At 71.8% G+C, this 21,176-nt stretch carries 25 protein-coding genes and 1 pseudogene; 19 read left to right on the forward strand and 7 right to left on the reverse strand.

The genetic code is table 11. The annotated features are described in order from the left end of the window. Positions 1-84: 84 nt before the first annotated feature. The 3 genes from ABZT03_RS38230 (at position 85) to ABZT03_RS38240 (ending at position 2,426) form a co-directional block, all read left to right on the forward strand. On the forward strand, positions 85-441 hold the full coding sequence (locus ABZT03_RS38230) for a hypothetical protein (protein WP_356047992.1): 357 nt from the start codon (positions 85-87) through the stop codon (positions 439-441). A gap of 122 nt (positions 442-563) precedes the next feature. Beyond that, positions 564-1,670 (forward strand): amidohydrolase family protein, encoded by a 1,107-nt coding sequence (locus tag ABZT03_RS38235; protein ID WP_356047994.1) that lies wholly within the window; start codon positions 564-566, stop codon positions 1,668-1,670. A gap of 18 nt (positions 1,671-1,688) precedes the next feature. After that, positions 1,689-2,426 (forward strand): nucleotidyltransferase domain-containing protein, encoded by a 738-nt coding sequence (locus ABZT03_RS38240; protein ID WP_356047996.1) that lies wholly within the window; start codon positions 1,689-1,691, stop codon positions 2,424-2,426. A gap of 157 nt (positions 2,427-2,583) precedes the next feature. Here ABZT03_RS38240 and ABZT03_RS38245 read toward each other — a convergent pair whose 3' ends face one another. From ABZT03_RS38245 to ABZT03_RS38260, 4 genes are read right to left on the reverse strand one after another with little or no spacing between them, the layout of a single operon-like run. After that, complete coding sequence (locus ABZT03_RS38245; protein WP_356047998.1) at positions 2,584-3,594, reverse strand: COX15/CtaA family protein; 1,011 nt, start codon at positions 3,592-3,594, stop codon at positions 2,584-2,586. A gap of 47 nt (positions 3,595-3,641) precedes the next feature. Beyond that, positions 3,642-4,358 carry an ABC transporter permease gene (locus tag ABZT03_RS38250; RefSeq protein ID WP_356048029.1) on the reverse strand — a complete coding sequence of 239 codons (717 nt, stop codon included), beginning with the start codon at positions 4,356-4,358 and terminating at the stop codon, positions 3,642-3,644. A gap of 47 nt (positions 4,359-4,405) precedes the next feature. Beyond that, positions 4,406-5,329, reverse strand: coding sequence for an ABC transporter ATP-binding protein (locus ABZT03_RS38255; protein WP_356047999.1), 924 nt, complete (start codon positions 5,327-5,329; stop codon positions 4,406-4,408). A 31-nt stretch (positions 5,330-5,360) separates the two neighbouring features. Next, on the reverse strand, positions 5,361-6,221 hold the full coding sequence (locus ABZT03_RS38260) for an AAC(3) family N-acetyltransferase (protein ID WP_356048001.1): 861 nt from the start codon (positions 6,219-6,221) through the stop codon (positions 5,361-5,363). Between the two features lie 160 nt (positions 6,222-6,381). Here ABZT03_RS38260 and ABZT03_RS38265 point away from each other — a divergent pair, with 160 nt between their 5' ends. The 8 genes from ABZT03_RS38265 to ABZT03_RS38300 are packed head-to-tail and all read left to right on the forward strand — an operon-like array spanning position 6,382 to position 12,999. Beyond that, positions 6,382-7,134 carry a metalloregulator ArsR/SmtB family transcription factor gene (locus ABZT03_RS38265; protein WP_356048003.1) on the forward strand — a complete coding sequence of 251 codons (753 nt, stop codon included), beginning with the start codon at positions 6,382-6,384 and terminating at the stop codon, positions 7,132-7,134. Further along, positions 7,131-8,552, forward strand: coding sequence for a Fe-S cluster assembly protein SufB (gene sufB / locus ABZT03_RS38270; RefSeq protein ID WP_356048005.1), 1,422 nt, complete (start codon positions 7,131-7,133; stop codon positions 8,550-8,552). Before ABZT03_RS38265 ends, sufB begins: the two co-directional genes overlap by 4 nt. A gap of 59 nt (positions 8,553-8,611) precedes the next feature. Further along, complete coding sequence (gene sufD, locus ABZT03_RS38275; RefSeq protein ID WP_356048006.1) at positions 8,612-9,829, forward strand: Fe-S cluster assembly protein SufD; 1,218 nt, start codon at positions 8,612-8,614, stop codon at positions 9,827-9,829. Next, positions 9,829-10,158, forward strand: coding sequence for a non-heme iron oxygenase ferredoxin subunit (locus ABZT03_RS38280; RefSeq protein ID WP_356048007.1), 330 nt, complete (start codon positions 9,829-9,831; stop codon positions 10,156-10,158). The genes sufD and ABZT03_RS38280 overlap by 1 nt, the downstream gene beginning before the upstream one ends. Positions 10,159-10,165: 7 nt before the next feature. After that, a complete protein-coding gene (gene sufC, locus ABZT03_RS38285) occupies positions 10,166-10,930 on the forward strand; it encodes a Fe-S cluster assembly ATPase SufC (RefSeq protein WP_356048008.1) in 765 nt (254 codons plus the stop codon). Further along, entirely contained in the window at positions 10,927-12,183 is a 1,257-nt protein-coding gene (locus tag ABZT03_RS38290) for a cysteine desulfurase (RefSeq protein WP_356048009.1), read from the forward strand. The genes sufC and ABZT03_RS38290 overlap by 4 nt, the downstream gene beginning before the upstream one ends. 19 nt (positions 12,184-12,202) lie before the next feature. Further along, entirely contained in the window at positions 12,203-12,670 is a 468-nt protein-coding gene (sufU, locus tag ABZT03_RS38295; protein WP_356048010.1) for a Fe-S cluster assembly sulfur transfer protein SufU, read from the forward strand. Continuing rightward, positions 12,667-12,999, forward strand: coding sequence for a metal-sulfur cluster assembly factor (locus tag ABZT03_RS38300; RefSeq protein ID WP_030677253.1), 333 nt, complete (start codon positions 12,667-12,669; stop codon positions 12,997-12,999). The genes sufU and ABZT03_RS38300 overlap by 4 nt, the downstream gene beginning before the upstream one ends. Before the next feature lie 75 nt (positions 13,000-13,074). On the opposite strand, the gene ABZT03_RS38305 is transcribed toward ABZT03_RS38300, so the two are convergent. After that, positions 13,075-13,902, reverse strand: coding sequence for an AbfB domain-containing protein (locus ABZT03_RS38305; protein WP_356048011.1), 828 nt, complete (start codon positions 13,900-13,902; stop codon positions 13,075-13,077). Positions 13,903-14,123: 221 nt separating this feature from the next. Between ABZT03_RS38305 and ABZT03_RS38310 the strand changes: the two genes are divergently transcribed. The 3 genes and pseudogenes from ABZT03_RS38310 to dapD all read left to right on the forward strand — a co-directional run bounded on the left by ABZT03_RS38310 (position 14,124) and on the right by dapD (position 16,468). Beyond that, complete coding sequence (locus ABZT03_RS38310; RefSeq protein WP_356048013.1) at positions 14,124-14,444, forward strand: multidrug efflux SMR transporter; 321 nt, start codon at positions 14,124-14,126, stop codon at positions 14,442-14,444. Next, positions 14,444-15,064: pseudogene (locus ABZT03_RS38315) on the forward strand (TetR family transcriptional regulator); the annotation flags it as partial. The gene ABZT03_RS38310 and the pseudogene ABZT03_RS38315, both read left to right, overlap by 1 nt. A 414-nt stretch (positions 15,065-15,478) precedes the next feature. Beyond that, complete coding sequence (gene dapD / locus ABZT03_RS38320; protein ID WP_356048015.1) at positions 15,479-16,468, forward strand: 2,3,4,5-tetrahydropyridine-2,6-dicarboxylate N-succinyltransferase; 990 nt, start codon at positions 15,479-15,481, stop codon at positions 16,466-16,468. 448 nt (positions 16,469-16,916) lie between these two features. Here dapD and ABZT03_RS38325 read toward each other — a convergent pair whose 3' ends face one another. Beyond that, positions 16,917-17,420, reverse strand: a complete 504-nt coding sequence (locus ABZT03_RS38325; protein WP_356048017.1) for a hypothetical protein — start codon at positions 17,418-17,420, stop codon at positions 16,917-16,919. Between the two features lie 147 nt (positions 17,421-17,567). Between ABZT03_RS38325 and ABZT03_RS38330 the strand changes: the two genes are divergently transcribed. Further along, positions 17,568-18,224 (forward strand): hypothetical protein, encoded by a 657-nt coding sequence (locus ABZT03_RS38330; protein WP_356048019.1) that lies wholly within the window; start codon positions 17,568-17,570, stop codon positions 18,222-18,224. Between the two features lie 5 nt (positions 18,225-18,229). On the opposite strand, the gene dapA is transcribed toward ABZT03_RS38330, so the two are convergent. Then, a complete protein-coding gene (gene dapA / locus ABZT03_RS38335) occupies positions 18,230-19,135 on the reverse strand; it encodes a 4-hydroxy-tetrahydrodipicolinate synthase (RefSeq protein WP_356048021.1) in 906 nt (301 codons plus the stop codon). A 161-nt stretch (positions 19,136-19,296) separates the two neighbouring features. Here dapA and ABZT03_RS38340 point away from each other — a divergent pair, with 161 nt between their 5' ends. From ABZT03_RS38340 to ABZT03_RS38355, 4 genes are read left to right on the forward strand one after another with little or no spacing between them, the layout of a single operon-like run. Continuing rightward, on the forward strand, positions 19,297-19,431 hold the full coding sequence (locus ABZT03_RS38340) for a hypothetical protein (protein ID WP_356048023.1): 135 nt from the start codon (positions 19,297-19,299) through the stop codon (positions 19,429-19,431). Next, the gene (locus ABZT03_RS38345) at positions 19,428-20,111 is read left to right on the forward strand and encodes a hypothetical protein (RefSeq protein ID WP_356048024.1); all 684 of its coding nucleotides are present in this window, start codon (positions 19,428-19,430) and stop codon (positions 20,109-20,111) included. The genes ABZT03_RS38340 and ABZT03_RS38345 overlap by 4 nt, the downstream gene beginning before the upstream one ends. A gap of 52 nt (positions 20,112-20,163) precedes the next feature. Then, positions 20,164-20,583, forward strand: coding sequence for a phage holin family protein (locus tag ABZT03_RS38350; protein ID WP_356048025.1), 420 nt, complete (start codon positions 20,164-20,166; stop codon positions 20,581-20,583). Beyond that, positions 20,580-21,035 (forward strand): DUF3618 domain-containing protein, encoded by a 456-nt coding sequence (locus ABZT03_RS38355; protein ID WP_356048027.1) that lies wholly within the window; start codon positions 20,580-20,582, stop codon positions 21,033-21,035. The genes ABZT03_RS38350 and ABZT03_RS38355 overlap by 4 nt, the downstream gene beginning before the upstream one ends. The last annotated feature ends 141 nt before the right edge of the window (positions 21,036-21,176 follow it).

Raw genomic sequence — 21,176 nt, forward strand, 5'->3', positions numbered from 1 at the left:
AGTAGCCGGTGCCGGAGGCGCCACCCCGGTCGGTGGTTCTGCGCCCGGGCCGCCCGAGGATCTACCCGTGGGTAGCATCTGGCCATGGCAGACACGCAGCAGGTTGACGAGGGCACCGACGCCAGGCAGGCCGCGAAGGCCGAGCGCGCCGTGGCCCGGCTCGCCCAGCAGATCGGCGGCTTCTCCAAGGCACACGGCGGGGCCGAGGGCCAGGTCGCCTACCTCGGACAGCGCGGGGCACGGATCGTGCTCGTCGGCGAGGACGGCGGCTGGGGAGACCTCGTCGCACCCTCCTACGCGGTGGCCGAGCGGGCGGTCGAGAAGGCCGGCATCACCGTCCACGAAGCCTTCGACGGCGAGTTCGCCGCGAAGGTGACGACCGGTCCGTACGAGTGGACGCGCATGGCGGGCATCCAGGTCGGCGGCCCGAAGAACCCCTGAGGCGCCCGGCGCCCGGCGTCCATTCACACGGCGTGTGCGACAGCATCACCTGACGCCCGGTTCACCCGTTAGGACCGTATGAGTCCATATGAGGACGCGGTCCACGCGCGCGGGGAGTCCGGATGATCGAAACGCTGTCCCTCGTGGACCAGTACTGCCACGGCGTGCTGAGAACGGAGCTGGGTCTCGGCACCTTCGAGGCCCAGCTGGCCCGCACCGAGGGTCCGCCCGCGCCCGGTACCACGCTGTTCGACACCCAGACGGGCTTCGCCGTACGCCGTTGGTGCCCCCCGCTGCTCGGCCTGGAACCGCACTGTCCGCCCGCCCGCTATCTCGCCCGGCGTCGTGAACTCGGCGTACTGGAATCGGGCCGCCGGCTGCTGCGCGGCAGCGGCATCACGACGTACCTGGTCGACACCGGGCTGCCCGGCGACCTCACCGGACCCGCCGAGATGGCCTGCGCCGGAGCCGCCGAGGCCCGCGAGATCGTGCGCCTGGAGCTGCTGGCCGAGCAGGTCGCCGACACCTCCGGCACCGTCGAGTCCTTCCTCGCCAACCTCGCCGAGTCGGTGCACGGCGCCGCCGCCGACGCCGTGGCGTTCACCTCCGTGGCGGGCGTGCGGCACGGGCTCGCCCTCGCGCCGGAGCCGCCCGGCCCGGGGGAGGTGCGCGGGGCGGCCGGGCGGTGGCTGGCCGGGCGCAGGGTCGGGGGCGAGCTGAGCGATCCGGTGCTGCTCAGGCACCTTTTGTGGATCGCGGTCGCCTCGGGGCTGCCGCTCCAGCTGCACGCCGGACTCGGCGAACCGGGCCTGCGGACCGACCGTACCGACCCGGTCCTGCTGACCGACTTCGTCCGGGCGACGGCCGGGCTGGGAACGGACCTCGTCCTGCTGCACGGCTACCCCTACCACCGGCACGCCGCCCACCTGGCCGGCGTCTTCCCGCACGTCTACGCCGACTCGGGCGCCGCCCTGGTCCGCACCGGCGCCCGGGCCGCGACCGTCCTCGCCGAGATCCTGGAGCTGGCCCCCTTCGGCAAGATCCTCTTCGCCAGCGGGGCGCACGGGCTGCCCGAGCTGCACGTCGTGGGGGCGCGGCTGTTCCGCGAGGCCCTGGCGCGGGTGCTCGGCACCTGGGTCGCCGACGGCGCCTGGTCCCTGGCGGACGCGCAGCGGGTGGCGGGCCTGATCGCGGCGGGCAACGCACGCAGGGTGTACGGGCTGGAGTGAGCTGTACAGACTGGTCCGATGCAGACCGACGTGTTGCTCGACCGCTTCCTCGACGAGCTCACGGCGCTCGCGCCCGTCGCCGTCTGGGCGCACGGCTCGCTCGCCGGGGGCGACTACCAGGAGGGCCGCAGCGACCTCGACCTGCTCGCGGTGCTCGACCGGCCCGTCACCCCGGCCACCGTCCGCCGGGTCGTCACCCTGCACCGCCGGCTGCGCGCCGAGCCGCTCGCCCGCAAGCTGCACTGCAGCTACTTCGCCCCCGACGCGCTCGACGACGCGGAACAACGGCACCTGACCTGGGCGCACGACCATGTGATGCGCCGGCCGGTCACCCCGGTCACCCGGCGCGAACTGCACGTCTTCGGGCGGGTGCTGCACGGCCGGAGCCCGGCCGAGCTGCTCCCGGCCGTGTCCGACCGGGAGATCGGCGCGTTCGTCGTCCGTGACCAGCGGGACTTCTGGCGGCCGGCCGTCGACAAGGCGCGTCTGTGGCGGCAGGACGACTGGGTCGACGTGGGTCTGACGACCTTCGCGCGGGCGACGGTGACCCTGCGCGAGGGACGGCTGATCACCAAGGGGGAGGCGCTGCGGGAACTGCCCGGGCTCGGCGCGCCGGCCGAGGTGGTGGACGACGTCCGGCGCCGGCGCTACGAACGGCCGGCGCCGCCCGCCGAGGAATGGCCGGCGCGCCGGGGCGAGCTCACCCGCGCCTACCTGGGCCCGGCGATCGACGCGCTGGTGACGGCGTACGGGTGACTCGTGGGGGAGGCTGCCCGGCGCGGGGCGCGGGGCGCGGGGCGCGGGGCGCGGGGCGCGGGGCGCGGGGCGCGGCGCGGGGCGCGGGGCGCGGCCACCGGCCGACGGTGACCACGCGCGCGTGGTCACCGGCACCCGGCCACCGGACGGGCGGTGCCTACGCGCGCGTGCCCAGGGTGGCCTCGGCCGCGGGACCCGGCAGGCCGATCACCTGGTCCGGGCGCTCGCGCAGCGCCAGCAGGACACGCAGCACGGCGATCCACACCAGGCCCGAGCCGAGCATGTGCAGGCCGACCAGGACCTCGGGCAGGTTGGTGAAGTACTGGACGTAGCCGATGACGCCCTGCGACAGCAGCACCAGGAACAGTTCGCGGGTGCGGTGCAGTGGCCCGGCGGGGGCGTCGACCGCCTTGAGGACGAACCACAGGGCGAAGGTCAGCGTCACCACGATCCAGGCGAGCACCGCGTGCAGCTTGCTCACGGTCTCCCAGTCCAGCGGCATCCGCTCGACCTCGCTGGAGTCGCCCGCGTGCGGGCCCGAGCCGGTCACCACGGTGCCCACGGCGATCAGCAGCACGGCGGCGGCGACCAGGAACCACACCATCTGCTGGATGGGCCTGCCGACCAGCGGACGGGGCGCCCCGTCGCCCTCCCGGGTGCGCTGCCACATCACGGTGGCCACCGTGATCAGCGCCGAGGACAGCAGGAAGTGCGCGGCGACCGTGTACGGGTTCAGGCCCACCAGCACGACGATCCCGCCGAGGATCGCGTTGCCCATCACGACCCAGAACTGAGCCCACCCGAGCCGGGTCAGGCTGCGCCGGTACGGCTTCTCGGAGCGGGCCGCGACGATCGCCCACCCGACCGCGGCGCACAGGACGTACGTCAGCATCCGGTTGGTGAACTCGATCACGCCGTGCACGCCCATGGCGCCGGTGGTGGTGAGCGAGTCGTCGGTGCACTTGGGCCAGGTGGGGCAGCCGAGGCCGGAGCCGGTGAGCCGTACGGCACCGCCGGTGACCACGATGACCACCGACATCACGAGCGCGGCGAGGGCGGCCCGCCGCACGGTCCGGGGATCCGGGGTCCAGCGGGCGGCGATGAAGGCGAGCGGGTTGCGGACGGCCGCTACGGCGTCGGCGGGGGTCACGTTGGGCACGCCCACCATCGTAGGCGGCTGCTTGTGCACGCGTTCACGAGGGTCCCGGGCCAGGGCTACTCCCAGCGGAAGAACCGCCCGGCCGCGGCCAGGCCCACGACCGCCCACACGGCCAGGATCGCCAGGTCGCCCCAGGGGGTTCCGGCGCCGTGCTGGAGGACGTCCCGCAAGCCGTCCGACAGGGCCGAGACGGGCAGCAGGGCGAGGACGTCCTGGACCCCGGCCGGGAACCTGTCCAGCGGGACGATGACGCCGCCGCCGACCAGCAGCAGCAGGAAGACGAGATTCGCGGCGGCCAGCGTGGCCTCCGCCTTCAGGGTGCCCGCCATGAGCAGGCCGAGCCCGGAGAAGGCGGCCGTGCCGAGGACCAGCAGGAGCAGCACGGTGAACGGGTTGCCGTGCGGCGACCAGCCGAGCGCGAAGGCGATCACCGTCAGCAGGATCACCTGGAGGACCTCCGTGACCAGCACGGAGGCCGTCTTCGCCGTCATCAGGCCCCAGCGGGGGAGCGGGGAGGACGCGAGCCGCTTCAGGACGCCGTAGCGGCGCTCGAAGCCGGTCGCGATGGCCTGCCCGGTGAACGCGGTGGACATCACGGCCAGCGCCAGGATGCCGGGCGCCAGGAAGTCGACGGCCTCGCCCGCGCCGGTGTCGACGATGTCCACCGAGCTGAACAGGGCCAGCAGCAGCGTGGGGATCACCACGGTCAGCAGCAGCTGCTCGCCGTTGCGCAGCAGCATTCTGGTCTCCAGCGCCGCCTGCGCCGCGATCATGCGGGGCAGGGGCGCCGCCCCCGGCGCGGGGGTGTAGGTGCCGGTGGTCACGCGCGCAACTCCTTGCCGGTCAGCTCCAGGAAGACGTCTTCGAGGGTGTGCCGCTCCACCGAGATCCTGTCCGGCATCACCCCGTGCTGCGCGCACCACGAGGCGACCGTGGCGAGCAGTTGCGGATCGACCTTGCCGACCACGCGGTAGGAACCGGGCGTCAGCTCGGCGGCCGTGCAGTCCGCGGGGAGCGCCTTGAGGAGGGAGCCGACGTCGAGTCCGGGCCGGCCGGTGAAGCGGAGCGTGTTCTCCGCGCCGCCGCGGCACAGCTCGTCCGGGGAGCCCTGGGCGATGACCCGGCCCGCGTCGATGATCGCGACGTCGTCGGCGAGTTGCTCGGCCTCGTCCATGTGGTGGGTGGTGAGGATCACGGAGACACCGTCGGCGCGCAGGTCCCGCACCAGGTCCCAGGTGGCGTGGCGGGCCTGCGGATCGAGCCCCGCGGTGGGCTCGTCCAGGAACACCAGTTCCGGGCGGCCCACCACGGCCATCGCCAGCGCGAGCCGCTGCTGCTGCCCGCCGGAGAGGCGGCGGTAGGCGGTGCGTCCGCAGCCGCCGAGGCCGAGGCGCTCGACGAGGGCGTCCACATCCAGCGGACGGGCGTGCAGCCGGGCGACGTGCCGGAGCATCTCGTCGGCCCGCGCGCCCGAGTAGACGCCGCCGGACTGCAGCATGACGCCGATCCGGGGCCGCAGGGCCGCGGACTGTCCGACCGGGTCGAGGCCCAGGACGCGCACCGTACCGGCGTCCGGCCTCCGGTACCCCTCGCAGGTCTCGACCGTGGTCGTCTTGCCCGCCCCGTTGGGGCCGAGTACGGCGGTCACGCCGGGTCCGGCCACCAGGTCGAGGCCGTCCACCGCGGTCTTCCGGCCGTACCGCTTCACCAGGGCCTGGACCTGGACCACGGGCTCACTTCGCATGGGTCCAGAGTCTAGGTACGTCCGCCGCCGCTCAGAGCCGGGGGTCCCCCCGGTCGAACGGAGCCGAGAGCGGGGGAGGGTGCGGGAACTCCTCCTCGCGGGGTCGGTGCAGGGCCAGCCACCGCTCCGCGTAGGCCACCGCGTCCGCCACCGGGAACAGCCGTGCCTCGGCCGCGCCGATCCTGCCGCGGACGACGGGACGGCCGGCGGGGCGGTCCCGCTCGAAGTCGTGGCCGAGTTCGTCGAAGCGTTCCGAGGAGATCGACACCTCGGTCACCGTCTCCCAGCCCACCGGCCCCGGCCGTCCCACCCGCACCAGCGGGGACGGGACGCGGTACTCGGCCAGATGGAAGGCGGTGCAGGTGGCGTAGCCCGCCCCCAGCAGCAGGACCCGCGCCCCGAGCGCCTCCAGCCGGGCCAGCGGGCTGCGCTCGCCGAGCCGGCAGTCGGGGGCGTGGTCCCCGACGATCTCCGCGGCGCGCGGTCCGAGGGCCGCGAACGAGGTCTGCGGGTGGGCGCTGCGCAGGGCGCCCGGCCACGTCCGTACGGTCTCCGGGAGGACGCCGACGCCGCGCGAGGGTGTGACCAGCGGGTCGTAGGGCGGCATCGCGGTGCGGATCGTCGTCCACCACTCCTCGGGAACCGCCGGGTTCGCCCACAGCGCCGGGTCCGAGAGGTCGCCGGTCTGGGTGGGGACCACGAGCGTGCCGCCCGGGGCGAGCGCGTCGAGCAGTGCCCGGACCACCGCGACGGGGCCCCCGCAGACCCAGCCGAGGGAGCTCAGTGAGGAGTGGACGAGGAGGGTCTCACCGGGTCGTACGCCGAGTTCGCGCAGCTGCGCGGCCATGGTGCCGCGGGTGACAAGAGGGCCGGTCGGAGGGGGTGTGGACATGTTTCGCGAGTGTTCCCCAAGGTGCTCGGCCGCGCCACCCGTCCGATCGACCGGGAGCGTCGTCGCAGGTGGGATTAGGTGAACCTAAGTGATGCAGGGCACCGGAGCCCGGATCGGACGCGGCTTGCCTGCCCCTGAGGAATTACGCAACAATGGCGTTGTGAAAAACGTCGACGAGGCTCGGGAGACCCCCACGGGGACCCCTCAGGAGGAGCTCGCGACCGGAGAGCGCTCGACGCGCAACCGGGTCGCGCGATCCATCCTGGACCACGGGCCCTCGACCGTCACCGAACTCGCCGGGCGGCTGGGACTCACCCCGGCGGCCGTGCGCCGCCACCTCGACGCCCTCGTCACCGACGACGTCGTGGAACCCCGCGAGCAGCGGGTCTACGGCGCCCGCACCCGTGGCCGCCCCGCCAAGGTCTTCGCGCTGACGGACTGCGGCCGGGACGCCTTCGACCAGTCGTACGATTCGCTCGCCGCGGACGCCCTGCGCTGGATCCAGGAGCGGTTCGGCGGGGACGAGGCCGTGGTCGCCTTCGCGCGCGCGAGGATCGCCGAGCAGGCCGCCGCCTACCGTACGGCGATCGAGGCCGCCGCCCCCGAGGAGCGCACCGAAGCGCTGGCCAAGGCCCTGAGCGCGGACGGGTACGCTGCTACGGCGCGCAGCGCCCCCCTCCCGCGAAGAGGCGAGCAGCTCTGCCAGCACCACTGCCCGGTGGCCCATGTCGCGGAGAAGTTCCCGCAGCTGTGCGAGGCGGAGACCGAGATCTTCTCCCAGCTGCTCGGCACGCACGTCCAGCGGCTGGCGACCATCGCGCACGGCGACGGCGTCTGCACGACGTTCATCCCCAAGATTTCCCACACCACCCACAACGCATCGGCAAGCACGGCCGGGAGGAACCCCGCATGACACTCCCCACGGAGACCGCCCACCCCGAGCTCGAGGGCCTGGGCAAGTACGAGTACGGCTGGGCCGACTCCGACACGGCCGGTGCCTCTGCCAAGCGCGGTATCAACGAGGACGTCGTCCGGGACATCTCCGGCAAGAAGAGCGAGCCGGAGTGGATGACCAAGCTCCGTCTCAAGGGACTGCGCCTCTTCGAGAAGAAGCCCATGCCCAACTGGGGCTCGGACCTCTCGGGGATCGACTTCGACAACATCAAGTACTTCGTGCGCTCCACGGAGAAGCAGGCGGAGTCCTGGGAGGACCTGCCCGAGGACATCAAGAACACGTACGACAAGCTCGGCATCCCCGAGGCGGAGAAGCAGCGCCTCGTCGCGGGTGTCGCCGCCCAGTACGAGTCCGAGGTCGTCTACCACCAGATCCGTGAGGACCTGGAGGAGCAGGGCGTCATCTTCCTGGACACCGACACCGCCCTCAAGGAGCACCCGGAGCTCTTCAAGGAGTACTTCGGCACGGTCATCCCGGTCGGCGACAACAAGTTCGCGTCGCTGAACACCGCGGTGTGGTCCGGCGGCTCCTTCATCTACGTGCCGAAGGGCGTGCACGTCGAGATCCCGCTCCAGGCCTACTTCCGTATCAACACGGAGAACATGGGCCAGTTCGAGCGGACCCTGATCATCGTCGACGAGGGTGCCTACGTGCACTACGTCGAGGGCTGTACGGCGCCGATCTACAAGTCGGACTCGCTGCACAGCGCCGTGGTCGAGATCATCGTCAAGAAGAACGCCCGCTGCCGTTACACGACCATCCAGAACTGGTCGAACAACGTCTACAACCTGGTCACCAAGCGCGCCGTGGCGTACGAGGGCGCGACCATGGAGTGGGTCGACGGCAACATCGGCTCCAAGGTCACCATGAAGTACCCGGCCGTCTACCTGATGGGCGAGCACGCCAAGGGCGAGACCCTCTCCATCGCCTTCGCGGGCGAGGGCCAGCACCAGGACGCCGGCTCCAAGATGGTCCACATGGCGCCGAACACGTCCTCCAACATCGTCTCCAAGTCGGTGGCGCGCGGTGGCGGCCGTACCTCCTACCGCGGTCTGGTCGAGATCGGCGAGGGCGCCCACGGCTCCAAGTCGAACGTGCTGTGCGACGCGCTGCTGGTCGACACGATCTCCCGCTCCGACACCTACCCCTACGTGGACGTCCGTGAGGACGACGTGTCCATGGGGCACGAGGCCACCGTCTCCAAGGTCAGCGACGACCAGCTCTTCTACCTGATGAGCCGTGGCATGACCGAGTTCGAGGCGATGGCGATGATCGTGCGCGGCTTCGTCGAGCCGATCGCGAAGGAACTCCCCATGGAGTACGCACTCGAACTCAACCGGCTGATCGAGCTGCAGATGGAAGGCGCGGTCGGCTGAGACCCGCCCCCGACCGCAGCGAGCAATTTCTGACGTAGGAAGAGAGCAGACCGACAGCCATGGCTGAGGCTACAAATTCCCCCACCCTCAACTCCGTTCGGGCGGGGGCACCCCCATCGGTCGGCAGCACGACCGCCGGCCAGATCGCGGTGGCCGCCGAGTCGACCGTCGCCACGCGCATGAGCGCGCCGCCGTCCTTCGACGTGTCGGACTTCCCGGTCCCGCACGGCCGCGAGGAGGAGTGGCGGTTCACCCCGCTGGAGCGGCTGCGCGGCCTGCACGACGGCACCGCCGTCGCGACCGGCGAAGGCGTGAGGGTCGACATCCAGGCACCCGAGGGCGTCACCGTCGAGACCGTCGGCCGTGACGACGCCCGCCTCGGCAGGGCGGGCACCCCGGTGGACCGCGTCGCCGCCCAGGCGTACTCGGCGTTCGAGAAGGCCGGCGTGGTCTCCGTCCCCAAGGAGACGGTGCTCACCGAGCCGATCCGCATCGCCGTGCACGGCCGGGGCGGGGTCGCCTACGGCCACCAGGTCATCGAGCTGGGAGCCTTCGCCGAGGCCGTCGTCGTCATCGACCACACCGGTGACGCGGTGCTCGCCGCCAACGTCGACTACCTCCTGGGCGACGGCGCCAAGCTGACCGTCGTCTCGGTGCAGGACTGGGACGACAAGGCCGTGCACGTGGCCCAGCACAACGCGCTGATCGGCCGGGACGCCTCCTTCAAGTCCGTGGTCGTCACCTTCGGCGGCGACCTCGTGCGCCTCAACCCGCGCGTGACCTACGCAGGTCCCGGCGGCGAGGCCGAGCTGTTCGGCCTGTACTTCACGGACGCCGGCCAGCACCAGGAGCACCGCCTCCTGGTCGACCACAACGAGCCGCACTGCAAGTCGAACGTCGTCTACAAGGGCGCGCTCCAGGGCGAGGCGGCGCACGCGGTGTGGATCGGTGACGTGCTCATCGAGGCCAGGGCCGAGGGCACCGACACCTACGAGATGAACCGCAACCTGGTCCTCACGGACGGGGCGCGCGTCGACTCGGTGCCGAACCTGGAGATCGAGACCGGCGAGATCGTCGGTGCCGGCCACGCCTCCGCCACCGGCCGCTTCGACGACGAGCAGCTCTTCTACCTGATGGCCCGCGGCATCCCCGCCGACGACGCGCGCCGCCTGGTGGTCCGCGGCTTCTTCGCCGAACTCGTCCAGCAGATCGGCGTCCCCGACCTCCAGGAACGCCTCCTCGTCAGGATCGACGAGGAGCTGGAGGCGTCGGTCTGATGACTGCCCCGTCGACGTTCCGACGCGCCTGCGGGCTGAGCGAGCTGGAGGAGGACACCCCGAAACGGGTGGAACTCGACGGCACGCCGGTCTCGGTCGTCAAGACCGGGGGAGAGGTGTTCGCGATCAACGACATCTGCTCGCACGCGAACGTCTCGCTCTCCGAGGGCGAGGTGGAGGACTGCCAGATCGAGTGCTGGCTGCACGGCTCCGCGTTCGACCTCCGCACCGGCAAACCGTCCGGCCTGCCCGCGACGCGCGCCGTCCCCGTATACCCCGTAAAGATCGAAGGGGACGATGTGCTCGTCTCCGTCACCCAGGAGTCCTGAGGCCCCCATGGCAACGCTTGAAATCCGAGACCTGCACGTCACCGTCGAGGCCGACAACGCCACGAAGGAGATCCTCAAGGGCGTCGACCTCACCGTGAAGCAGGGCGAGACGCACGCCATCATGGGCCCCAACGGCTCGGGCAAGTCGACCCTCGCCTACTCGCTCGCGGGTCACCCCAAGTACACGATCACCGGCGGCACCGTGCTGCTCGACGGCGAGGACGTCCTGGAGATGTCCGTCGACGAGCGCGCCCGCGCGGGCCTGTTCCTGGCGATGCAGTACCCGGTCGAGGTCCCCGGCGTCTCGGTCTCCAACTTCCTGCGCACCTCCGCCACCGCCATCCGCGGCGAGGCCCCCAAGCTGCGCACCTGGGTGAAGGAGGTCAAGGAGGCCATGCAGCGCCTGAACATGGACCCCGCCTTCGCCGAGCGCAACGTCAACGAGGGCTTCTCCGGCGGTGAGAAGAAGCGCCACGAGATCCTCCAGCTGGAACTGCTCAAGCCGAAGATCGCGATCCTCGACGAGACGGACTCCGGTCTGGACGTCGACGCGCTGCGCATCGTCTCGGAGGGCGTCAACCGCGTCCGTGAGTCCGGCGAGGTCGGCACCCTGCTGATCACGCACTACACGCGCATCCTGCGCTACATCAAGCCCGACCACGTCCACGTCTTCGCGGACGGCCGGATCGCCGAGTCCGGCGGTCCCGAGCTGGCCGACAAGCTGGAGAACGAGGGCTACGAGTCATACGTGAAGGGTGGCGCATCCGCGTGACACAGCTGCCGGGCCTCCTCGACACCGAGGCGATCCGCAAGGACTTCCCCATCCTGGACCGCCAGGTCCACGACGGTAAGAAGCTGGTGTACCTGGACAACGCGGCGACCTCGCAGAAGCCGCGCGAGGTGCTGGACGCTCTCAGTGACTACTACGAGCGCTACAACGCCAACGTCCACCGCGGTGTGCATGTGCTCGCCGAGGAGGCCACGGCGCTGTACGAGGGCGCGCGCGACAAGGTCGCCGCGTTCGTCAACGCCCCGAGCCGCGACGAGGTGATCTTCACCAAGAACGCCTCCGAGTCGCTCAACCTCGTGGCCAACATGCTCGGCTGGGCCGACGAGCCCTACCGGGTCGACCACGAGACCGAGATCGTCATCACCGAGATGGAGCACCACTCCAACATCGTGCCGTGGCAGCTGCTCGCGCAGCGCACGGGCGCGAAGCTGCGGTGGTTCGGTCTCACCGACGACGGCCGCCTCGACCTCTCCAACATCGACGAGGTCATCACGGAGAAGACGAAGATCGTCTCCTTCGTCCTGGTGTCCAACATCCTCGGCACCGTCAACCCGGTCGAGGCGATAGTGCGCCGCGCGCAGGAGGTCGGCGCGCTGGTCTGCATCGACGCCTCGCAGGCCGCGCCGCACATGCCGCTGGACGTCCAGGCCCTCCAGGCCGACTTCGTCGCCTTCACGGGTCACAAGATGTGCGGCCCGACGGGCATCGGCGTCCTGTGGGGCCGGCAGGAACTGCTGGAGGACCTCCCGCCGTTCCTGGGCGGCGGCGAGATGATCGAGACGGTGTCGATGCACTCGTCGACGTACGCTCCCGCCCCGCACAAGTTCGAGGCGGGCACGCCGCCGATCGCTCAGGCGGTCGGCCTCGGCGCGGCCATCGACTACCTCGACGCGATCGGCATGGACAAGATCCTCGCCCACGAGCACGCGCTCACCGAGTACGCGGTGCGCAGGCTCGCCGAGGTCCCCGACCTGCGGATCATCGGCCCCACCACGGCCGAGGACCGCGGCGCGGCGATCTCCTTCACGCTCGGCGACATCCACCCGCACGACGTGGGCCAGGTCCTCGACGAGCAGGGCATCGCGGTCCGGGTCGGCCACCACTGCGCCCGCCCCGTGTGCCTGCGGTACGGAATTCCTGCGACCACGCGAGCGTCGTTCTATCTGTACTCCACGCCGGCGGAGATCGACGCGCTGGTAGACGGCCTGGAGCACGTACGGAACTTCTTCGGCTGACGGACGGGACGACGACCACATGAAGCTGGACTCGATGTACCAGGAAGTCATCCTGGACCACTACAAGCACCCGCACGGGCGTGGTCTGAGGGACGGCGACGCCGAGGTGCACCATGTGAACCCGACGTGCGGCGACGAGATCACGCTGCGTGTGAAGTACGACGGCACGACGATCGAGGACGTCTCCTACGAGGGGCAGGGCTGTTCCATCAGCCAGGCATCCGCCTCCGTACTGAACGAACTCCTCGTCGGCAAGGACCTGGCGGACGCGCAGAAGGTCCAGGAGACCTTCCTGGAGCTGATGCAGTCCAAGGGCCGGATCGAGCCCGACGACGCGATGGAGGAGGTGCTGGAGGACGCGGTCGCGTTCGCCGGTGTCTCCAAGTACCCGGCGCGGGTGAAGTGCGCCCTCCTGAGCTGGATGGCGTGGAAGGACGCGACGGCCCAGGCCCTGGGCGGAGCCGAAGCCGAAAGGAAGACGGCATGAGCGAGACCGTTGAGATGAAGCCGGCCTCGGAGGAGGAACTCCGCGAGGCGCTGTACGACGTCGTCGACCCCGAACTGGGCATCGACGTCGTCAACCTCGGCCTGATCTACGGCATCCACGTCGACGACGCGAACATCGCGACGATCGACATGACCCTGACCTCGGCGGCCTGCCCGCTGACCGACGTCATCGAGGACCAGGCCAAGTCCGCCACGGACGGCCTCGTCAACGAACTGCGCATCAACTGGGTGTGGATGCCGCCGTGGGGCCCCGACAAGATCACGGACGACGGGCGCGAGCAGCTGCGCGCGCTCGGGTTCAACGTCTGACCCCCACCGGCACGACGACAACGGCGGCGTCCTCGCGAGGACGCCGCCGTTGTCGTCCTACCGGGTTCGGTGGGCTCAGGCCAGCCCGCCCACCAGCCGGAACGCCGAGTCCGAGCGGTACTGGTAGCCGGACTGGTACGGGTCCAGCTTCAGCTGGAAGTTCTGGTGGTGCAGGAACCGGCCCGGGTAGTTCACCGACTCCAGCATGACCGTGCCGGAGGAGTCGGGGCGGGCGCAGAAGGTGGCGTCCTGCCGGAACAGGGACGAGCCGTCGTCGCTCTCGGAGCGCAGCACGAAGTTGCGGTGGCGCAGGTAGGTGCCGTCGGCGGTGGCGAAGGAGTAACAGGACGCGTCGGAAAGCCCCTTGACGAGCGTGAAGGTGGCGCTGCGCCGGGCCGACGCCGACTCGATCCGGTCGAGCTTCACATAACCACCGCTCACGTCCCAGTACCGGTCGGGGTAGTTGACCGACTGCACGGACCTCGACATGCTCTGCGGCTTCGGCCGGGACGAAGTGGCGTGCGCGGAAGGTGACTTGGACGTCTTCACCGGGGACGGGGACGCCGACGCCTGCGGCTGGGGCGCGGCCGAGGTGGAGTCCTCGGAGGGCGACGGCGGGGCCTTCTTGGTGCCGGGCGTCGCGGTACCGCTCGTCGAGGCGGTGGCGAAGGAGATCAGGCCGGGCACGGTGGCCTCACCGGAGACGGGCGGGCTCCCCGCACCCGACACCTTCTCCGGAGACCTGTTCATCAGGGCCACCGAGGCGGCGCACGCGATGATCGTGGCCAGCGCGAGCCCGCCCGCCAGCCACAGCCGGCGGGTCCCCGGGGCCCGGGAGGTGTCCGGTACCCAGCCGTTCTCCCAGGGCTGTTCCTGGGCGGGCCGAGGGGTCTTCTCTTGCATGCGCTGATCCTTTGGCGGTGCCCATGGCGAATGTCCGCGGCTGCGACGGCCCGTGTGTGAAAGGTGAAGCAGATGGAAGAGTAGTGGACGCTGGGAGCTCCAACGAGCCTTTTGGGAGAGCGGTTTCCCCCTTGTTATCTCCGGCCCGTGCCCGACTCGGACGGGTCGTCAGCCGGTCGCGTCGGCGCGTGTTCCGGCCGCCGTTATGTACGCTCGTACATATGGGATACCTGTTGCTCGGCGTCGCCATCGCCGCCGAGGTGGGCGCCACGACCGCCCTGAAGTACACGCAGGGCTTCAGCAGGCTCCTGCCCACGCTGCTCACCGTCCTCGGCTACGCCGTCTCCTTCGTGCTGCTCGCCCAGGCACTGAAGTCGATGTCGGTCGGCACGGCGTACGCGATCTGGTCCGGCGTCGGCACCGCGGCCATCGCCACGATCGGGACCGTCTTCCTCGGGGAGGGCATGACGATGACGAAGGCCGCCGGGATCGCGATCATCATCGTCGGAGTCGTGGTGCTCAACCTGGGGGGCGCGCACTGATGCCGCGCCGCCACGACCCCGGACGGCGGCAGCGGATCATCGACGCGGCGATCCGGGTCGTGAGGGAGAAGGGCCTCGCCGGTCTCACCCACCGCTCCGTCGCCGCCGAGGCGGATGTGCCGCTCGGGTCCACGACGTACCACTTCACGACCCTCGACGAGCTGATGGTCGCCGCACTGCGGCAGGCCGGCGGGGGCTTCGCCGCCTTCGTCGCCCCCCGCGACGACGACCCGGCGGCCCCCGGCACGGGGCGGGCCGCGGGGTCGGCCACGGACCTGGTCGGAGGGGCGGTCACGGGACCGGGCGCCGAGCCGGCCACGGGACCGGGCGCCGATCTGGCCGCCGAGTTGGCGGCTCGGCTGGGCGAGTGGCTCGCGGGCGACCGTGCCGGCGCCGAGCTGGAGTACGAGCTCTACCTCGCCGCGCTGCGCCGGCCCGCCCTGCGCCCGGTCGCCGCCGAGTGGGCCGAGGACCTGGCAGGCCGGCTGGCCAGGCGCACGGATCGGGTCACCGCCCGGGCCCTGGTCGCCCTGATGGACGGCATCTGCCTCCAGGTCCTCCTGACCGACGGAGCCTACGACGAGGCGTACGCGCGGGAGGTGCTGTCCCGGGTCATTCCGCCACAGGTGCGGGCGGAGGGGACGGCGGGGACGCGGGCGCCGGTGGGCCGGGCGGGTGCGGAGGCGCGGGCGGGACGGGCTGCTGCGGAGGCGTCGGCCGGCCGCGTGAACACGGACGCGTCGGCGGGGCGCGTGGGTGCCAAGGCGTCGGCCGGCCGCGTGGGCACAGGGGTGTCGGAGGGCTCCGTGAGTGCGGAGGCGTCGGCAGGCCGGGCGGGTGCGCGGGTGCGGAGGGGTGGGCGGGGGCGGGGCCGGTCCGGAGGATGACCGGAGCCGGACGATCCGCGCCGGACCGGCGCTCAGGCGCCCAGGGTGCTCCTGGGGAGCGGTGAACGTGGCGACCTGCGGCCCGGCACCTGAGACGGGCGGCACGCTGGTTCGCCTCGGTGGGGCCCGGCCGGTTAGGTTGCCCTCATGACCGACACGACCGCACCTCGCACCACCGGCGCCGTTGCCGCCGGCCTCGCCACGATCGCCGCCGACGGCACCGTCCTCGACACCTGGTTCCCCGCGCCCGTGCTGACCACCGAGCCGGGGCCGTCCGGCAGCGAGCGGCTGTCCGCCGAGCGTGCGGTGGAACTGCTCGGAGAGGGTGCTGCGAAGGCCATCGGTCCGGACGCGCGCCGCGGCGTCGAGGTGGTCGCGGTCCGCACGGTGATCTCCTCCCTCGACGAGAAGCCGACCGACGCGCACGACGTGTACCTGCGGCTGCACCTCCTCTCGCACCGGCTGGTCAAGCCGCACGGCCAGAACCTGGACGGCATCTTCGGCTTCCTGGCCAACGTCGCCTGGACCTCGCTCGGCCCGGTCGCCGTGGACGACGTCGAGAAGGTACGCCTCAACGCCCGCGCCGAGGGCCTGCACCTCCAGGTCACCTCGATCGACAAGTTCCCGCGCCTGACGGACTACGTGGCCCCCAAGGGCGTCCGCATCGCCGACGCCGACCGGGTCCGCCTCGGCGCGCACCTCGCCGAGGGCACCACGGTCATGCACGAGGGCTTCGTCAACTTCAACGCCGGCACCCTCGGCACGTCGATGGTCGAGGGCCGCATCTCGGCGGGCGTCGTGGTCGGCGACGGCTCGGACATCGGCGGCGGCGCCTCCACCATGGGCACGCTGTCCGGCGGCGGCAACGTCCGCATCACCATCGGCGAGCGCTGCCTGGTGGGCGCCGAGGCCGGCGTGGGTATCGCGCTCGGCGACGAGTGCGTGGTCGAGGCCGGCCTGTACGTCACCGCGGGCACGCGCGTGACCATGCCCGACGGCCAGATCGTGAAGGCCCGCGAACTCTCCGGCGCCTCGAACATCCTCTTCCGCCGCAACTCGGTCACCGGCACGGTCGAGGCCCGCCCGAACAACGCGGTCTGGGGCGGCCTGAACGAGGTCCTGCACAGCCACAACTGATCACGGGCGGCCGTGACCTGTGGCCCCCCTGATCACCATCGAGCGCCCTTCCACGGCCCCAGAACGGCCCGGAAGGGCGCTCGTGCTTTGAGGGTGACACCGGCCCTGCAAGGGCGGACGTGATACGTCCCCGTCCGGCGTTGTTGTGTCAGCAGTGGATGCCAGAAGTCTTCCGATCTGTAAGCCTTCCGACCACGTGAGTGCCTGAAGGCAGCCCCCGCGGGCCGGGCCGCTGGGCATGCATGGATTCGCTTGTCAGTGCGAGCGGCTAGCGTCGGCTTCGCGTGGTCGGCAGCGAGGTATCCAGCTCTGAAGTGCGGCTGCATCCCTGACTCTGCCTGGGGGTGGTCCGGTATCCAACCCGTGGCCCAACCGGCGCTCAGGCCCTGTTGATGGCCAAGAGGAGACCTGCCGGCGCCGACCGCGCACAACTTGTAGGGGCGCTCGCTCACGTCTGTACCGCACTCGCGAAGTCCGACAGGGTCGTGAAGTCCTGTTCGCGGAGGCCGATTCGGGGGTCGACGTGGTGCAGCAGCGCGCTCGCGGGGTGCCGGTCGGCCACGAACACCTGGTCCGCCGGGGTCTGTTCGTCGTCGACCCAGGCGAAGGGGCGGCCGGCGGCGTACGTCACGAGGGCCTCCGTCTTCCAGTGGACGCCGTCCGGGCGGACGGCGAACAGGGCCTCGCCGAAGTCGACGTACGGGAGTTGGGGCAGGCCGACGACGGGGGCGATCCAGCGGTTGGCCGCGTCCATCCACGTGGTGGCCCAGCACAGGTCGTAGTCGAGGGCCAGCAGCGCGGCACCGTGAGCGGGGTTCAGCCACACGCGCAGGGGTTTGCCCGGGCGGACGGCCGCCCTGATCGTCGTGTAGCCCTCGGGGCGCCGTTCCCGCTGTGCGGCGTACGGGTTCAGAGGGCCGTCGACGTCGAGAAACAGCAGCGGCCGGCTCACACCGCCACCGTACGGCAGGGGTGACAGGGGCGGCGCGGGAATTGTTCGCGGGTATTTCCGCGGACAGGCATAGCGGGGGCGGGCCACGCGCGTCACAAGGGGGACAGGGGCGGGGCACAGGCCGCCGCCGGGGAAGAGAAGGTGACGATGGATGCCGAAGGGCTGGAGAGTTTCCGGGACTTCGTGGACAGCAGGTCGTCCGCCCTGCTGAAGACGGCCGTGCTGCTGTGCGGGGGAGACCGGCACGCCGGTGAGGACCTGTTGCAGAGCGCCCTGGTCAAGGCGGCCGGCCGCTGGCAGCGGATCGAGGAACCCGAAGCCTACGTACGGCGGATCCTCTACCGGCAGCAGGTCAGCCGCTGGCGGCTGAAGTGGCCCCGCCAGGAGGTCAGTGTCGCCGAGCCGCCCGAGGCGGGCCCGGCCGGCACCGACACGGCGGCCGCGGCGGAACTGCGCCTGGTGATGCGCGAGGCGCTGTCCCGGCTGACCGCGCGCCAGCGCACGGTGCTCGTGCCCAGCGGGCGGTCGGTCGCCGGTGACTTCGCCGGCGAGAAGTGGCCGACCTCCTCGTGGGTCCTGGACGCCGACACCGGACGGAAGACGGAGGTGCGGGGGCAGCAGCTGCTCGCCTGGGCCGGCGAGAAGTCCCTCGTCGCCTGGGACATCACGCCGGGCTCGAACGAGTTCCACCAGCGGCTCGTGCTGGTCACCCTCGGAAGCGACAAGGAGGTGCCGCTCAGTGGCTTCCGGAAGGGCAACGACGGGGACGCCGGGCGGTGGGAGCCGGTGTTCGCCGCCCGTTGACCCGCTCAGCCTGCGCCGACGAACTCCCCGTACACCGCCATGAGTTCGTCGGTCGCCTCGCGGTCGGCGGGCAGGAGCGGGGGGCGGACCGGGCCCGCTGGGAGGCCGAGTCGGGTGAGGAGGGCCTTCGCGGTGACCGTGCCGGGCAGGCCGGAGGCCGTCACCGACTCGACCAGAGGGGTGGCGCGTTGCTGGAGGCGGGCGGACACGGGGGTGTCGCCCGCCTCGAACGCGTCCAGGACGGCCCGCAGTTGCGCGGGGATCACGTTCGCGACGGTGCTGACGTATCCGGCGCCGCCGACCGCGTACAGCGCGAGGTTGTGCTCGTCGCAGCCCGCGTAGTACGCCAACTCCGTTGCCGCCAGCACCTTCTGTGCGGCGAGGAAGTCGTAGGAGCAGTCCTTGACCGCCACGATCCGGGGATGGCCGGCGAGCCGGATCATCGTGGTGGGCTCGATCCGGGTGCCGGTGCGGCCGGGGATGTCGTAGAGCATGAGCGGCAGTCCGGACGCGTCGGCGACCTCCCGGAAGTGGGCCTCCAGCGCGTCCTGCGGGGGCCTGCTGTAGTAGGGGCTGACCACCAACAGTCCGTCCGCGCCCGCCTTCTCGGCCGCGAGCGCGAGCTCGACGGTGTGCCGGGTGTCGAAGGTGCCCACCCCGGCCACGACCGACGCGCGCCCGTCCACCGCCTCACGGACCGCCGTGACGAGTGCCGTCTTCTCCGCGTCCGTCGTGGTCGGTGACTCGCCCGTCGTCCCGGAGAGCACCAGGCCCTCGCAGCCGGCGGACACCAGATGGTCTGCGAGCCGCTGCGCGCCGTCGAGGTCGAGTGCGCCGGTCCCGGTGAAAGGCGTGATCATCGCGCAGAGGGCGCGGCCGAACGGAGTGGCGGAGGAGCCAGGTGTCGTCATACGAGCAGTCTCGGCCGAATGACAGTGAAGCTCCACTTAAATGTTCTACGAGGTATGGGTAAGCAATGCTGAGGAATGCCGGGTCCGCCCCCTGTCCCAAACGGCCCCTCATGGGGCACCATGGACACAACGGTCATCGGCACCTCGGCATGGGAGGCTCCATGAAGCTCGGCAAGGCACTCGCCACCGGAGTCGCGCAGGAGCGACCGCAGGTCCAGGACGAGGATCTGCGCGCCCCCGAGGAGATCGCGGAGCCCACGGCTCCCGCGCCCGAAGAGGCACCGGCCGCCCGATGAGGCTGCGGCTCCCCGAGGAACGTCCGGCGGAGCCGCCGACCGGATTCAAGATCGCCCACCCGGTGCTGTCCCACGACGGCACCCGGGCCGGGTTCACCGGCGTCTCACTCGGCGCCGCCCTGCCGTACGGGGTCCTGGCCGACGCGTCCTGCGTCTACGGCCTGCGCCACCGTGTCCCGCACCGCCGCTGCGACTGCGGATTCCACTGCGTGCACGAGCGCGCGGCGGCCGAGGCGCTGCTGTGCACGGCGGAACACCGCACGGCCGCCCTGCTGGAGGTCACCGTCCTCGGCGCCTACATCCGTTTCGAGCACGGCTTCCGCTACGCGCGCCAGCGGGTGCGGGTCGCGACCGTCGGCCCCTGCGCGTGCGGCACGGTCGCCGCCGCGCTGGCCGACGCCGGCTGGGGCAGGCCGGGCCGCCGCGCACTGGCGCCCTCCTGCGCCGGGTGTCTCCACGGGCGTACGTCCGTCTCGCTCGCGTCCTTCGCCCGGCTGGCCGGGGACGGACTGCGGGTGGTCGCCGGCCGCGGTGGCACGCCCGAGAACCCCGGTACGGACGGGCTTGGTGTCGCCGAACTCGCCGCCGAGGCAGCCCTGTTGCAGGCGCGGCTGGACTGGTTCCAGACCCAGCTGGCGCGGTTCGGCGGGCCCGGACCGGGCGGCGCCGGGCAGGGGTAGCGGGGGCCGGCCCGGGTACCCGGATGTTCCGAACCGAGAGGAGGCGGACGCCGTGACCGTGACCGTGACCCCGAAGGCCGTGCGCGACGAGCGCCATTCCGTGGGCGAACTCGTCGGACAGGCCACCGAGCAGCTCTCCCGCCTCATGCGGCAGGAGGTGGCGCTCGCCAAGGAGGAGCTCACCGAGAAGGGGCGGCGTGCGGGGCGCGGCGGCGGACTGCTCGGCGCCGCGGGCGCCGTCGCGTACGCCGGTCTGCTGGCGCTGGCCGGCACGGGCGTCGTCGCGCTCTCGCTGGTGCTGCCGTTGTGGGCCGCGGCGCTCATCGTGACGGCGGTGCTGTTCGCGCTCGCGGCCGTGCTGGCCGCCTCCGGCCGCGCCCAGCTCAAGCGTGCCGCTCCTCCCACCCCCGAGCAGGCCCTCGGCAGCGTCAAGGCGGACGTCGAGGAGATCAAGGAAAGGGCGCACCGATGACGGACAGATCAGCGGCTCAGGGCACGGGCGCGGACGCCGCGCAGGCGGCCGGTGCGAAGGGCCCCGACGAGCTGCGTCGGCAGATCGAACAGACCCGCCGTCAACTCGGCGACACTGTCGAGGAGTTGGCGGCGAGGGTCGACATCAAGGGCCGCGCGCGGGCCCGGGCGGCCGACCTGCGGGACAAGGCGGGCGCCATGACCGTGCAACTGCGCAGTTCGGCCGCGCAGGCCGGCCACACCGTCCACCACCGGGCGCTGCGGGCCGGTCACACCGTTCAGGGCAGGGCGACGCACGCCGGTGAGCTCGTGGGGCAACGCGCCCCGCGGCCCGTCGGCGACGCCGTCCGGTCCGGACTGCGCGGCCCGCGGCCGGTGCTGATCGCCGCGGCCGTGGTGGGGCTCGTCGTGGTCGCGGGCGCGATACGGCGGCACGGCGGGCGGTGGCAGTAGCCGTACCGGCGGGTGCGTCCGGCGCGGCGGCCTGAGTGTGTGTGGGCGCATTTTCGGTCAGCGTCGCCCGCCGGCCCAGGCCGGGGGCGAGCCCGCGCCCGCCGCTACATCCAGTCGTCCGGTTCGGGCTCGTGCCCGGCG

This window comes from Streptomyces sp. NPDC005574 (assembly GCF_040605435.1).
GTDB lineage: Bacteria > Actinomycetota > Actinomycetes > Streptomycetales > Streptomycetaceae > Streptomyces.